This is a genomic window from Dactylosporangium sp. NPDC049140, assembly GCF_040648435.1.
Genome location: NZ_JBEZDS010000008.1, coordinates 56,608 through 71,109, shown reverse-complemented (window position 1 = coordinate 71,109; position 14,502 = coordinate 56,608). Strand labels below are relative to the sequence as shown.

The following is a 14,502-nucleotide window of genomic DNA, read 5'->3' as shown; positions in this document are numbered from 1 at the left end:
ATCTCATTCCTGTACGAACACCGCCACCGTCCGTGCCGGCACCGTGAACGCTCCGTGGGCGCTGTCGAATGTGGACTGCCGGGCCACCGGGTCCGCCGAGGCGGCCTGGACCGGGTGCAGCGAGACACGCGCCCCGCGGTACGCCGGCACCGTCTGGGTCGTGGCCACCGCGCCGGCGTTGAACACGACCACCAGCGACCGCCAGTGGCCGTCCAGCCCGCGCGCGTCGAGCACCATGGTGATCACGCCCGGGGTGGCCTGCGGCCCCGACAGCGGGAAGCTCAGCCGCTGCTGCACCTGCGCCGCCGTGCTGAGGGAGAACACCGGCGAGCCGGCCCGGATGCGCTGCAGCTCCTGGAAGCGCGCCGAGGTCAGGTCGACCGCGGCGCAGCCCGGCACGAGCGCCGGGTTCGCCAGCAGCGGCTGCGCGTACTGCCACTTGTCCTGGTTGTCCGCGGCGGGCGGGAGCCCGGCCCCGAAGCCGTTGCCGTCGGCGCAGTCCCAGCGGATCTGGTTGAACCAGTCGCCGGAGTTGAACGAGTTGCGGTCCAGGGACTTCGAGCGCAGCCGGTCGGAGCCGGCCGTGACGAACCCGGTGCCCTGCCCGAGGATCGTCGTGGCCAGCGCCAGCACCTGCAGCCGGGCCCGCTGCTCGGCGGTCGTGCCGGCGGGCAGCTTGTACGCCATCGCGTCGTAGAGGATCTCGTTGTCGTGCGCGTCGACGTACGTCACCGCCTCGCTCGGCGAGCGCGTGTACCCGGCCGGCGAGCCGTTGTAGTCGACCTGCGCGCCGGTGACGCGGTGCCCGGCCGAGTCGGTGAACTCGTACGCGGCCAGGTTCCCGGTGAGCCCCACCTGGATGAGGTCCTGGTAGTGCAGCAGCCGGGCCTTCTGCTCCTCGGCGCTGCCGTTGACCGGGTCCCCGTTGGGGTCGGTGTACAGGCCGGTGGCGAAGCCCTGGAGGTGCGGGTTGCCGTCGAACGGGCCGCCGCCGCGCACCGCGTCGCGGAGCCGGTCGTTGAACGTCCCCACGCCGGTGCCGGCCATGTTGGCCTGGGTGGCCTGCACGAACCGGGCGTCGCCGGCGACCTCGCCGAAGTTCCAGCCCTCGCCGTACAGCAGGATCTTCTTCCCGTCGACCCCGTCCCTGGCCACCGTGAGCTGGTCGAGCGCGGCCCGGACGGCGAGGATGTTCGCCTTCGGGTGGTGGCCCATCAGGTCGAAGCGGAAGCCGTCGACCTTGTACTGCTTGGCCCACTGCACGATCGAGTCGACCACGAGCTTGCCCATCATCGCGTTCTCCGGCGCGGTGTTGGCGCAGCAGGTGGAGTTGGCGACGGTGCCGTCGTCGAGCAGCCGCTGGTAGTAGCCGGGCACAATCTGGTCGAGCACCGAGTACTGGTCGGTGCCGGCCGCGGTGGTGTGGTTGTACACGACGTCCATGACCACGCGCAGGCCCGCGTTGTTCAGCCCCGCGACCATCTGGCGGAACTGGGTGATCCGCGGGGTGCCCTGCGGGTCGGTCGCGTACGAGCCCTCGGGCGCGTTGTAGTGGAACGGGTCGTAGCCCCAGTTGTAGCCGTCCCGGTCGGCCACCTGCGCGACGCACGCCTGCTGCTGCGCGGAGTCCGGCGGCAGCGCGGCGAGGTCGCACGGCGGCTGGGCCTGGTCGGCGCGCACCTCGGGGATGGTGGCGATGTCGAAGACCGGCAGCAGGTGCACGTACGACGTGCCGGCCTGGGCCAGCTGCCGCAGGTGCTGCATGCCGGCCGACTGCGGCTGGGCGAAGGCGAGGTAGGTGCCGCGCTGCGCGGCCGGCACGGTCTCGTCGGCCATGGAGAAGTCGCGCACCGACAGCTCGGTGATCTGCGGGCGCGCCGGGGCCGGCGGCTTGCGCAGGTCGCCCCAGCCGGACGGGCGCAGCGCCGAGTCCGACAGGTCGGTGAGCTGGCTGTGGGTGCCGTTGGCGGCCAGGGACACCGAGTACGGGTCGGTGACGCTCGCCGTGGTGACCGCGCGCACGGCCGGCTGGTACGCCGTGACCCGGAACTTGTAGTAAAGGTTCTTCCAGCTCTTGTCGCCGCTCACCGACCACACGCCGGTAAGCTCGTCGCGGCGCATGGCCATGATCTGCGGCGGCTGCTTGACGTCGCGGTACAGCTCCAGCGCCACGGTCTGGGCGGTCGGCGCCCAGACGCTCACGCCCGGCCGCCCGCCGTCGAACGCCGGGCCCAGCCGCGCGCTCACCGCGGCGCCGTAGAGGTCGTCGAGGGCGCCGGCCAGTTGCACCCCGGTCGCCTCGGTGACCTGCCCGGACGCGTCGCGCTCGACCGCCACGACCTGCCCGCGCAGGGCCGCGGTGAACGCGTCGCGGTCCCCGTCGACGTGGAAGGTCTGGTACGCCCACAGGTGCGGGAACTTCGCCCGCTGGGTCTCGGTGAGGTTGCCCGGCACCGCGGTCATCCCGAGCTTCGTGGCATTGCCGACGACCTGCCCGTCGACGACGGTGAGCCCGCCGGCCGGCGCGGACCACAGCTCGTAGCTGTGCCCGTCGGTCGGGCCGGCCCGCCACGCGACCGTGTTCCGGTCGATCCAGACCGCCTTGGACTTGGTCACGTCGGTGTCGGGCGTGCCCTGGGCCGGGATCGGCAGCAGGTACTTCTCCTGCCCCGACAGGATCCACACCTCGTGCCCGACGGTGACGAGGTCCAGCGCCTGGTCGGCGGGCAGGTCCTTGGTGTCGCCCTTGTGCACGATGTAGTTGAGCAGCGGGGCGTTGTCAGCCAGCGGCACCGTGAAGGTCACCCCGAAGGCGTCGGTGCCCGACGGCGGCAGCGGGCTGCCCCAGTCGGTGCCGGTCGCCGCGCCCGTCCACACGTGCAGGCCCCAGCCGTCGTAGTCGCCGGCCGGGCGGCGGTAGTGCAGCACCGCGGTGTGCTCGGCCGCGGCCCGGGTCGGGTGCACGGCCGCCTCGCCGGAGCGCACCCACGCCTCGCCCCGGACGCTGGGCAGCACGGACTGGTCCGCGCCCGGGTCCTTGGTGTCGCCGTTGTGCACGATGAAGTTGACCGGCTTGGACGGGTCGGCGACGGGCACGTGCCAGTAGGCGCCGAACGAGTCCACCCCGTCCGGGGGGCGCGGACTCGGCCAGTCGGTCGCGGTGCCGGGGGCGAGGCCGTCGCCCCACAGGTGCAGGCCCCAGCCGGCGTAGTTGCCGTCCGGGCGCCCGTAGTGGATCGAAACGCTGCCGGTGGCGGCCGCCTCGGAGGTGTAGATGGTCGCATCTCCCTGCTTGAGCCAGATCTCCGGATGTTTCGTCGGGTCGAGCGATCGGTCGGCCTCGACGTCCTTGACGCCGTTGTGGTCGACGACCAGGAAGCCCATGTTCGTGGCTCCCGGCTTCAGCTTGACCCATGCGAAGCGTCCGTACGAGTCCTCTCCGGCGAATGACGCGCCCGCCGGCCAGCTCATCGGGTCCTGGATGTCGCCCCAGGCATACAGGCTCCAGTCGTCGTAACCGCCCGCCGGCCGCTGGTAGTGCACGACGGCGTAGTCGGCCGACGCGGCGCTCGGCGGCGTGCCGACCTTCGTGGTGATCCGGGCTTCGGCGGTACGTCCTGAGCCGTCGCGAACCACGGCCTTGTACTCGAGCTTCGTGCCGGCCGCGAGCCCGTCGAGGTCGTGGTAGGCCGCGTACGGGCCGGCCTGGTCGGTGCCGAGCAGCTTCCAGGCGCCGTCGCCGGCCCGCGCCGCGAACGTGACGGTGGACAGCGGGTCGCCGGTGACGCTCGCCCTGACCTGCGCGACGCCCGCCGGGGCGGGGTCCACGGCCAGGGTGATCTGCGGCTGGGCGGTCGCCTTCGCGATCTGGCCCCGCGCCTTGAACACCAACGTGGTCAGCGCCGGGATGCTCAGCTGGAGCCCGCCGTTGCCCGCGGTCGCGGCGATGGCGCCGGTGCTCGGGTAGAGCTGGTCGAACGTGGTGCTCGCCATCGACGTCGGGATCGTGACCGTCTTCGTGCCGGTGCCGTTGTTGCTGGCCACCACGTACTCGACCCGCTGGTCCGGGTCGATGCGGGAGAAGGCGAAGACGTTCTGGTCGGCGTAGCGCGTCACCTGCACGCCCTGGCGCAGGCCGGGGTTGTGCTCGCGCAGGTCGGCCAGGCTCGCGATGGTCCGGTAGATCGGGTGGTTCGTGTCGTAGTGCGCGACCGCGTGGGTGGTGTCGGTGCCGAGGAGGTCGTCGTCGAGGTAGTCCGCGGTCTTCGTGGCGAACATGTCCTGCCGCGCGTCCTTGTCCCCGCCGGCGCCGGTGAAGCCCTGCTCGTCGCCGGAGTACACGACCGGCTGGCCACGGGTGAGGAACATGAGCTCGTGGCCGAGCTCGTCGCGGCGCACGTGTGTGGCCGGGTCGGTGCCGCCGGTGGCGACGAAGTACCCGATGCGGCCCATGTCGTGGTTGCCGATGAAGGTCGGCAGGTACTGCGCGCTCGTGCCGGCCGAGGTGTACATGTCGTCCTGGGCGTACATGTCGGCGAGTTCCTGGCCCGAGCCGCCCTTGGCCACGAAGTCGGCCGCGGCCTGTTGGAACGGGAAGTCCAGGGTCGCCGGGAGCCGGCCCTTGCGCACGTACTGCGAGTCGAATGCCGGGTTCGCGTCGTACACCTCGCCGAACATGAAGAAGTCCGGCTTGCCGGCCTTCTCGGCCGCGGACTCGACGCCCTGCACGAACTGCGGCCAGAACGGCAGGTCGACGTGCTTGGTGGTGTCGATGCGGTACCCGTCGATGCCGCTGTCGCGGACCCAGTCCGAGTAGATCTTCGTCATGCCCTTGACGACCTCGGGCCGCTCGGTCCACAGGTCGTCGAGGCCGAAGAAGTCGCCGTACTCCGCGTTCTCCCCGCTGAACGTCGAGTCGCCGCGGTTGTGGTACATCGTCGGGTCGTTGAGCCAGGCCGGCTGCTTGACCGTCTTGTCGCTCTCGCTCGGGAAGACCGGCGTGTAGGGGAACGACTGCGCGTTGACCGGCGGGAACCCGTGCGTGCCGTCGGCGTAGTTGCTGTCGTCGAACTTGTTGCCGTTGGCGTCCTTGTACGGGTAGTCGGTCTTGTCGCGGTACGTGTACTGGTTCTGCGCGTAGCGGATGACGTCGGCGGTGTGGTTGGTGATGACGTCGAGGTAGATCTTGATCCCGCGCTGGTGCGCCTTGCGCGTGAGGACCTCGAGGTCCTCCTTGGTGCCGAAGTGCGGGTCGATCTGGGTGAAGTCGGTGATCCAGTAGCCGTGGTACCCGGCCGAGACGTCGGCCCCGCTGCCCTGCACCGGGCGGTTCTTGAACACCGGCGCGAGCCAGATCGCGGTGGTGCCCAGGCCCTGGATGTAGTCGAGCTTGTCGATGACGCCCTTGAGGTCGCCGCCGTGGTAGAAGCCCTTGTCGGTGGGGTCGTAGCCGGTGCTGAGCCGGTCGCCGCCCAGTCCGCCCGTGTTGTTGCCCGGGTCGCCGTCGGCGAAGCGGTCGGCGAGCACGAAGTAGAACTGCTCGGCGCGCTTGGCCTTGCCGTTCTTGGCCGCGTTGTCGAGCAGGCTCGCGATCGACGGCTCAGCGGCCCACTGCGGCACGCCCTCGGGTGAGTAGCTCGTCGGACGCTGCGGGGCGTCCGGTGTGCGCGGGTTGTCCCCCGGCACCGCGGCGAGCAGGGCGAGGGTCGTGAGGATGCCTAAGGTCAGGTGCTTGGCGGACGGCATGGCGGGCCTACCTCTCTGGCGAGGTGGGCACCGTATCGACCGATGGAGATCCTTACAAGGCTTGACAGCTAGGATTTGAGCGTCACGTTTATCGCGTCGCTGATCTGCTTCAGCTGCTCGACCTGCTGTGGGGTGAGCGGGTCGAACAGGTGGGTCCGGACCGTCTCGACGTGCCCGGGCGCCGCGGCCTCGAGCGCGGCGAAGCCCTCTTCGGTGAGATCGGCGAACTGCCCGCGCTTGTCGTCGTCGCAGTCGCGGCGCTTGACCCAGCCCCGGGCCTCGAGCTTGGTGACGGCGTGCGAGAGGCGGCTGCGCGACGAGCGCGTCTTGATCGCCAGCTCGCTCATGCGCAGCGAGCGACCCTGGGACTCCGACAGCACGACCAGGATCTCGTAGTAGGCGTGCGGCATGCCGGCGTCGTGCTGGAGCTCGCGGTCGAGCCGGTCGATCAGCAGCGTGGTCGAGCTGTAGAAGGCGCGCCAGGCGGCCTGCTCTTCCTCGTCGAGCCAGCGGGTCATGACGTTTATTTTTGCATGTTCAGAAAACGATTTCGCTCCTGTTACTACCTTGCGACACAAGGTACTGTGCCAGACATGGAAGCACCCGGCTCGCTGTCGACGGCGCTGCGCCGCGGCACCCTGGAGTTCTGCGTGCTGGCCCTCGTGGAGCAGGAGGAGCAGTACGGCGTGGAGCTCGTCCGCCGCCTGGGTGCGGAGCGGACCCTGACCACCAGCGAGGGCACGCTGTACCCGATGCTCGCCCGCCTGCGCCGCGCCGGCTGGGTCGAGACGACCTGGCGCGAGTCCCCCAGCGGACCGCCCCGGCGCTACTACGCCCTCACCCAGCACGGCCGGGCGGCGCTGCGGCACTTCCGCGAGGAGTGGGCGGCGTTCCGCACAACAGTTGACCGAATTGTCGGAACGAGGGCGGCATGAACACCTACGATGACCTGGTCAACGACTACCTTCGCGCCGTCGAGCAGGCCTTGGCCGGCGTCCCCGCGAACCGGCGCGCCGAGCTGCTCGCCGACCTGTCCGAGCACATCTCGGCCAAGCGCGCCGAGATCGCGCCGGGCGAGGAGACCGAGGTCGAGGTGCGCTCGATCCTCGAGCTGCTGGGCGACCCCGACGAGGTGGCCGCGGAGGCCCGGCTCGATGAGGATCCGCACTCCGCGCCGATCCTCATCGAGCCGAAGAAGAAGTCGGCCGCGCTGATCTGGGTCATCATCACCATCGCCGCGGTGGCGTCGCTGTGCGTGGTGGGCGTGCTGGCCATCGGCTTCCTGGCGTTCTACGGCGGGTCCACGTCGACCGGGGTGCCCGCGGACGTCCCGCCGACGCGGATCGCCCCTTCGTAAAGAGGCGATCCGCGCCCGCGCTCAGTGCACGGTGCCGGCCGAGCCGCTGCCCCGCCGGACGGGCTCGGCGCAGGCCAGGAGCTTGCCGTGGGGCAGGAACTCGATGGCGGTGGCCGCGCCGATCTCGGCCATCGGCGTGAACGTGTGGCCGAGCCCGGCGAGCGCGGTGCCCTCGGGCGAGGCGATGAACGCCGGCTCCGCGGTGACGTTCGCGCTGTTGCGCTGCGAGGCGCGCGGGGCCGCGACCGCCTGCGGCAGGCTCATGCCGAGGTCAAGGCGGTTGACCAGGATCTGCAGCACGGTGGTGATGATCGTCGATCCGCCCGGCGAGCCGACCGCGAGGAACGGCTTGCCGTGCTGGAGCACGATCGTCGGGGCCATGGAGCTGCGCGGCCGCTTGCCCGGGCCGGGCAGGTTCGGGTCGTCCGCGGTGCCCTGGGTGTTCGTGAAGTTGAAGTCGGTCAGCTCGTTGTTCAGCAGGAAGCCGCGGCCCGGCACCACGATCCCGTTGCCGCCGATCTGCTCGATGGTCAGGGTGTACTCCACGACGTTGCCCCACTTGTCGGCCACCGTCAGGTTGGTCGTCGACTGGCCCTTGTCGGGGCTCGCCCCGCCCGGCGCGGTGGCGCAGTGACGGTCGTAACGCCCGTCGGGGTTGCCCGGCGGCACCGGCTTGGCGAGCGCCTTCGCCGGATCGATCTGGCAGGCCCGCTCGCCCGCGAAGCCGTCGGTCAGCAGCGCGTCGAGCAGCGGCCGGGGCGTGTAGTCGCCGACGTACCGGTTGCGGTCGGCGAAGGCCAGGGCGCTCGCCTCGAGGTACCGGTGCAGCGCCTGGGTCTTCTCGAGCTTCGACAGGTTGGAGCGCTCGAGGATGTTCAGCGCCTCGCCGACGGTGGAGCCGCCGGAGGACGGCGTCGCCATGCCGTAGACGTCGTAGCCGCGGTACGAGATCCGGGTCGGCGCCGGGTTGCGCACGTCGTAGGCGCGCAGGTCGTCGATCGTCATGCCGCCGGGGCGGATCGGGTACTGCCAGGCCTGGCCCGGGTTCGCGGCCACCGGCGGGTGCTGCACGGTCGAGACGATGTCCCGGCCGACGTCGCCGCTGTAGAAGACGCCGGTGCCGCGGCGGGCGACGAGGTCGTAGGTCGCGGCCAGGTCGGGGTTGCGCAGCGTGCTGCCGACGGCGGGCGGGGCGCCGCCGGGCAGGAACAGCTGGGCCGTCGGCCCGAACTGCGCGAACGCGGCGGCGTTGTCCTTGACCTGCTGGTTGAATGTCGCATCGACGGTGAAGCCGTCGCGGGCGACCTGGGCGGCGGGGCGCAGCGCGGCCGCGAGCGGGCGGGAGCCCCAGCGCCGGGCCGCCTCCTGCCAGGTCGCGAGGGATCCCGGTACGCCCGCGGACAGCCCGCTGACGCGGGCCTCCTGGAAGGCAAGGGGCTGGCCGGTGGCCGGGTCGACGAAGGCGGTCGCGCCCATCGACTGCGGCGCGGCCTCCCGGCCGTCGAGGGTGGAGACGCGACCGGTGCGGGCGTCGTAGTACACGAAGAACCCGCCGCCGCCGATGCCGGAGGAGAAGGGCTCGGTCACGCCCAGCGTGGCCGCGACCGCGAGCGCGGCGTCGACCGCGTTGCCGCCGTCGCGCAGGACCCTGAGGCCGGCCGCGGTGGCGGTGGGGTCGACGGACGCGACCGCGCCGCCGTACCCGGTCGCGGTGGGCCCGTTCGTGCTCGCGGCGGCCGCGGGGACCGCGGGGACGAGCAGGACCGGGACGAGTAGCAGGGGGATGAGCCTTCGCACGGGTACCTCCCAGAGAGATCGACGGCGATCGCTCATCCCTGCCTACCCGCCGACGCCCTCCGGCACAACCCGGAAGGTCCGGCGGTAGGCGCTGGGGGCGACCCCTATCGTGTTCTGCAGGTGCTGGCGCAGCCCCGCGGCCGTGCCCAGGCCGGAGCGGCGCGCGACCACCTCGACCGGCAGGTTGGTGCTCTCCAGCAGGGCGCGGGCGTGGTCGACCCGCCGCTGCAGCAGCCAGCGCGCCGGGCTCACCCCGGTCTCCTCGCGGAACCGGCGGGTGAACGTGCGCACACTCATGTTGGCGTGCGCGGCCAGGTCCTGCAGGGACAACGGCGCATCCAGCCGCTCGGCCGCCCACGAACGGGTGGCGGCCAGCGTGGCGTCGGCGGGACGGGACAGGGGGCGCTCGATGTACTGCGCCTGCCCGCCGTCGCGCCACGGCGGCACCACGCTGCGCCGGGCCGCGCGGTTGGCGACCTCGCTGCCGAAGTCGGTGCGCACCACGTGCAGGCACAGGTCGATGCCGGCCCCGACCCCGGCACTGGTCAGCACGTCGCCGTCGTCTACGAAGAGTACGTCGGCGTCGAGCTTGACCTGCGGGAAGAACTCCCGGAACCGCTCCGCCCACCACCAGTGCGTCGTCGCCGGGCGCTCGTCCAGCAGCCCCGCCGCGGCCAGCACGAACGCGCCCGTGCAGATCGACATGACCCGCTTGCCGGCCTCGTGGGCGCTCCGCAGCGCCCGGGCGACGGTGGGGTCCAGGGTGCCGCGCTCGACCGGGTCGCCGCGGTGAATCCCGGCCACGACCACGGTTTCGGCGCGCTCCAGGATCTCCAGCCCGTGCTCCGGCACGACCTTGTAGCCGGCCGACGTCTCGACCGGAAGCCCTCCGGGGCTGCAGACGGCGATCTGGTACTTCCGGTGCCCGGTCTCGTCCCGGGCGGTGCCGAAGATCTGCGTCGGCGTACCCAGGTCGAAGGACACCACGCCGTCGAGCGCGATTACGGCCACGAGGTGCTGCTCGGTCATGGCTCAATTCTTGCGCACGTTGGCTTTCGGGCCACTCGTTCTCCGGTACCGAATCCGCTGCAATAGTCTCGTGAAGAGATTGCACCCGGCCTGGCTCGTCGCCGCCGTCGCGTTCGTCGCCCTCGTCGGCGCCGCGGGCTTCCGCGCGACCCCGGGCGTGCTCATCCATCCGCTGCACGACGAGTTCGGCTGGTCGCTCGGCACCATCTCGCTGGCCGTGTCGATCAACCTGCTGCTGTTCGGCCTGACCGCCCCGTTCGCCGCCGCGCTGATGGAGCGCTTCGGCGTCCGCCGGGTCGTCGCGTACGCGCTGCTGCTCGTCTCGGCCGGCAGCGGCCTGACGGTGTTCATGAAGCACAGCTGGGAGCTCATCGCCCTGTGGGGCGTGCTCGTCGGCCTCGGCACCGGCTCGATGGCGCTCGCCTTCGTGGCCACCGTCACCGGCCGCTGGTTCGTGAAGCGCCGCGGCCTGGTCACCGGCGTGCTCACCGCCGGCGGCGCGGCCGGCCAGCTCGTCTTCCTGCCGCTGCTGGCCCTGCTCACCGACGCCCACGGCTGGCGCGCGGCCGCGCTGACGGTCGCGGGCGCGGCCCTCGCCGTGGTGCCGCTGGTCCTGTGGCGCCTGCGGGACCACCCGGCGGAGCTGGGCGTGGCCGCGTACGGCGCGACCGACGTCTCCGTGGACGCGCCGGTCGTCAGCGGCGGCGCGGCCCGCCGGGCCCTCGGGGCCCTGCGCATGGCGTCCCGCTCGCCCGCGTTCTGGCTGCTGGCGGGGGGCTTCGCGATCTGCGGGGCCACCACGAACGGCCTGATCGGCACCCACTTCATCCCGGCCGCGCACGACCACGGGATGACCGAGCCGACGGCCGCCTCGCTGCTCGCGCTCGTCGGGCTCTTCGACATCGCGGGCACGATCGCCTCGGGCTGGCTGACCGACCGCATGGACAGCCGCGTCCTGCTCGGCTGGTACTACGCCCTGCGCGGGCTGTCGCTGCTCGTGCTGCCGGCGCTGTTCGCGGCCACGGTCCGGCCCAGCATGCTCGTGTTCATCCTGTTCTACGGCCTGGACTGGGTGGCGACGGTACCGCCGACAGTCGCGCTGTGCCGCGAGTACTTCGGCGCGAGCGGCCCCGTCGTCTTCGGCTGGGTCTTCGCGTCCCACCAGTTCGGCGCGGCGATCGCGGCGACTTCGACGGGCCTGCTGCGCGACCGGCTCGGCAACTACGACATGGCCTGGTACATCGCGGGCGGTCTGTCCATCACGGCCGCGGCCCTGTCCCTGCTGCTGTTCAAGGCCCGCCAGTCGCCGGCATCGGCACCGGCTCCCGCGGTCGCCGCGGTGGCGTAGTTGTGGAAAGCGGCCGGACCCCTCTCCGGGCCCGGCCGCTTCGACCACTTACCCACTACCCCCGCCGGCGCCTGGTGCGGGGCCGCGAACAGCAGGCCCCCGCCGCCGAAGACGGTCGCCAGGCCCAGCTGGAGCATCGCCGCGATCGGCGCGCCCGTCACCGCGAGCGCGCTGCCGGCCGCCTGCACGGTGATCGCCATCTTCAGGCGGTCCGGTAGCCCGTTCGGCCCGACGCCCGCGGCGACGAGCTGGTGCGCCCCGACCACGAGGTCCGGCGGCACCCGCACCGGCTTGCTGAAGTTGCCCTGCCCCACCGCCGGCGACGACCGAACTCGGCGCCAGCGTGGGCGTGCTTACCGTGAACGTGTGCGGCACCTGCGTGGCCGCGGCCCAGGTGCCGTTGCCGGCCTGATCCGCGAGCACGGTGCACGAGCCCGGGCTGACCAGTGTCACGGTGCTCCCGGAGACCGTGCACACGGCGGGCGTCGAGCCCGTGAACGCCACGGGGAGCCCCGACTCGGCCGTGGCCACGAGCGGCACGGTGTGCTTCGAGACCGACCAGTTCGCGGGCGCCGTGAAGTCGATCGCCTGTGGCTTGAGCTCCACCTCGAGCGAGGGCTGGCACTCGGTCTCGACCCGCGGCGCGCGCTCGCCAGTCGTACGAGCCGGCGACCGCGCTCGTGATCACCACCGTGATCTCGCACTGCGCGGGGAACCCGGTGAGCATCCCCCCGGCCAGCGTGAACGAGGTCGCGCCGGTCGGCCGGTCGAACCGGAACCCGAGCCCGCTCGACACCGCGCTCGCGTTGTGGTCGGTCCGATCCATTGTCACGTGCAGCGAGCTGCCGTCCATGACCGTGATGGTCGACGGCGAGAGACTCATCCTGACCCGCGGCACCGCGGTGACGACCGTCAGCGTCTGCGTCGTCTGGTTGATGATGACCCCGGTGACGCTGGTGCTCATGATCGTCGACCGTCGGGTCGGGCCAGGCCGCCCCGACGGAGACGCCCCCGCTCTCGGCGCAGCCCGAGATCCCGCGCGTGGCGGCATCGCCGGCCAGATCACTCTTGGCGGCCCGGCCACTCTGGCCGACCTGATTGCCCTGGCCCGGTTCGCGCCCACCGGCCCGCGAATTCGCACCGGCTTGCCCGCTTCGGGCGGCCTGACCACTGCTGCCAACCTGCCCGCCGACGCCAGTCAGCCCGCTGCCGCCGATCCGCCCGATCGCGCCGCCCTGACCGCGCGCAGCGGCCGCCCCGCCCCCGCCGGCCCGATCACTCCGCCCGACCCGACCAGCCTTGGCCGCCGGATCGGTCTTGCCGCCCCGATCGGCCTTACCGTCCCGATCGACCTTGGCCGCCCGATCGACGTGACTGGCCACTCCCGCGCCGGCGTTCCACCCCGGCCCGGCCTGGGCCGCGAAGCCCGCCTGTGGCACGGCCAACGCCCCGCACGTGGCGAACACCGCCACCGCGGCGCGGCGCGTCGACCGTGCCCCCTTCTCCCGACAAGATCACTGCTTCCCCCCGTCCGAAGCGCCCGCGCCGCCTCCAGCACGAGTCGCCCCCGATGGGGAATTTACGGCAAATATCCGATTTAATCCGAGTCGAGCCGATAATCCAGGTCCGGCGAAATGGTCAGCGTGTCCATCTGCGCCCGCTGCAGCCGCCCCGAGTAGTCCCAGTTCATCGACTGCCAGCGCGTGAACTGGTCGAGCACCCAGACCCCGGACTGCCGGCTCCCGTTGCCCGACCGCCCGTTGCCCCCGAACGGCAGGTGCGCCTCCGCCCCGGACGTCGAGTTGTTGATGCTGACCATGCCCGCCCGCGTGCCCCGCCGGAACGTGAACGCCTTGCGCGGATCGGTGGTGTAGATCGCGGCCGACAACCCGTAGCCGGGCGCGTCCGCGAGCTCGATCGCCTCCTCCAGCGCCGAGTACCGCACCACGCCCACCAGCGGCCCGAACGTCTCCTGCTGGAACACCTTGTCCTCGGGCCGCACCCCGTGCACGAGCACCGGGTGGTAGAACAGCCCGGCCGCCGGGTCGCCGACGAACCCGGCCCGCGGGTTGTCCGCCGTGATCCGCCCGACCCCCGACGAGCCCGACACACGGTGGTGGTCCTCGATCCACTCGAGATAGCCCTCGTACCGCTCCGCGAACCGCTCGCTCATCAGCGGCCCGTAGAGCACCGAGGCGTCGGCGGGGTCCCCGACGACCGCCCCCTGCACCGCGTCCTCGAGCCGCCGCGTGAACTCGTCGAGCACGCTGTCGTGCACGATCAGCGTCCCCAGCGAGGTGCAGCGCTGCCCCGCGGTGCCGAAGCCGGCGAAGAGGGCCCCGTGCACCGCCAGGTCGAGGTCGGCGTCCTCGGTGATGACCATCGGGTTCTTCCCGCCGAGCTCCAGGCAGGCGCTCTGCAGGTGCCGCCCGGCGAGCTCGCCGATGCGCGCACCGACCTCGGACGAGCCCGTGAACCCGACCTTGTCGATGAGCTGCTCACGGAGCCCGGACTCGAGCCCGGCGTAGGTCGTCGGCCCGTCGCAGTACACCACCTCGAAAACGCCCTCGGGCACCCCGGCGCGGCGGATCAGTTCGGCGAACGCCTCGGCGCACCCCGCCGCGTACTCCGCCGGCTTCCACACCACCGCGTTGCCGCACAGGAGGGCCGGCACGAGATACCAGCTCGGGACCGCCACCGGGAAGTTGCCCGCGGTCACGATCGCCGCGACCCCCACCGGCACCCGGAACGTGAACAGCTGCTTGTCGGGCATCTCGCTCGGCACGGTCTGCCCGTAGAGCCGCCGCCCCTCGCCGAGGAAGAAGTCGCAGGTGTCGACGATCTCCTGAACCTCGCCGCGGGCCTCGCCCAGCGTCTTGCCGACCTCGCGGGTGACGAGCGCGGCGAGCGCCTCGAAGTTGGCCTCGACCAGGCGGCCGAGGTTGGCCACGACCCGCCCGCGCACCGGTGCCGGCACGTCGGCCCAGGCCTTCTGCGCGCGGCGGGCGGAGCGGCAGGCGGCGACGAAGGTGTCGGCGTCGGCGAGCGCGACCTCGGCCACGACGTCGTCCAGCCGGGAGGGGTTGAGAGAGGGGATGCGGTGCTCGGTGGCGGTGACCGGTCGGCCCCCGACGGTCGAGACGATGAGGCGGGTCATGGGTTCATCTTGGACCGGGGGTATGACATTTCCGGGAGCGGGTGTGTGGTGCCGCTACCCGGAGGCCCG

General features: G+C 72.0%; 9 protein-coding genes. 4 read left to right on the top strand and 5 right to left on the bottom strand.

Features of this window, described 5'->3' with window-relative positions; all coding sequences use genetic code 11:
* Window positions 1-3: 3 nt before the first annotated feature.
* Both pulA and AB0B76_RS15515 read right to left on the bottom strand, forming a co-directional pair.
* A complete protein-coding gene (pulA, locus tag AB0B76_RS15520) occupies window positions 4-5,745 on the bottom strand; it encodes a pullulanase-type alpha-1,6-glucosidase (protein WP_360375030.1) in 5,742 nt (1,913 codons plus the stop codon).
* 68 nt (window positions 5,746-5,813) lie between these two features.
* On the bottom strand, window positions 5,814-6,263 hold the full coding sequence (locus tag AB0B76_RS15515) for a MarR family transcriptional regulator (RefSeq protein WP_360375028.1): 450 nt from the start codon (window positions 6,261-6,263) through the stop codon (window positions 5,814-5,816).
* Between the two features lie 75 nt (window positions 6,264-6,338).
* Here AB0B76_RS15515 and AB0B76_RS15510 point away from each other — a divergent pair, with 75 nt between their 5' ends.
* Together AB0B76_RS15510 and AB0B76_RS15505 are read left to right on the top strand one after the other, a co-directional pair.
* Window positions 6,339-6,680, top strand: coding sequence for a PadR family transcriptional regulator (locus AB0B76_RS15510; protein WP_360375026.1), 342 nt, complete (start codon window positions 6,339-6,341; stop codon window positions 6,678-6,680).
* Complete coding sequence (locus AB0B76_RS15505) at window positions 6,677-7,102, top strand: hypothetical protein (protein ID WP_360375024.1); 426 nt, start codon at window positions 6,677-6,679, stop codon at window positions 7,100-7,102. Before AB0B76_RS15510 ends, AB0B76_RS15505 begins: the two co-directional genes overlap by 4 nt.
* A 21-nt stretch (window positions 7,103-7,123) precedes the next feature.
* On the opposite strand, the gene ggt is transcribed toward AB0B76_RS15505, so the two are convergent.
* Together ggt and AB0B76_RS15495 are read right to left on the bottom strand one after the other, a co-directional pair.
* Entirely contained in the window at window positions 7,124-8,863 is a 1,740-nt protein-coding gene (ggt, locus tag AB0B76_RS15500; RefSeq protein ID WP_360375469.1) for a gamma-glutamyltransferase, read from the bottom strand.
* A gap of 78 nt (window positions 8,864-8,941) precedes the next feature.
* Window positions 8,942-9,928, bottom strand: coding sequence for a helix-turn-helix domain-containing protein (locus tag AB0B76_RS15495; RefSeq protein ID WP_360375022.1), 987 nt, complete (start codon window positions 9,926-9,928; stop codon window positions 8,942-8,944).
* A 70-nt stretch (window positions 9,929-9,998) separates the two neighbouring features.
* On the opposite strand from AB0B76_RS15495, the gene AB0B76_RS15490 reads away from it, so the two are divergent.
* Together AB0B76_RS15490 and AB0B76_RS15485 are read left to right on the top strand one after the other, a co-directional pair.
* Window positions 9,999-11,276, top strand: coding sequence for an MFS transporter (locus tag AB0B76_RS15490; RefSeq protein WP_360375020.1), 1,278 nt, complete (start codon window positions 9,999-10,001; stop codon window positions 11,274-11,276).
* 680 nt (window positions 11,277-11,956) lie between these two features.
* Entirely contained in the window at window positions 11,957-12,877 is a 921-nt protein-coding gene (locus AB0B76_RS15485) for a hypothetical protein (protein WP_360375018.1), read from the top strand.
* Here the strand turns inward: AB0B76_RS15485 and AB0B76_RS15480 are convergent.
* On the bottom strand, window positions 12,874-14,433 hold the full coding sequence (locus AB0B76_RS15480; protein ID WP_360375016.1) for an aldehyde dehydrogenase family protein: 1,560 nt from the start codon (window positions 14,431-14,433) through the stop codon (window positions 12,874-12,876). The genes AB0B76_RS15485 and AB0B76_RS15480 overlap by 4 nt on opposite strands.
* Window positions 14,434-14,502: the final 69 nt, after the last annotated feature.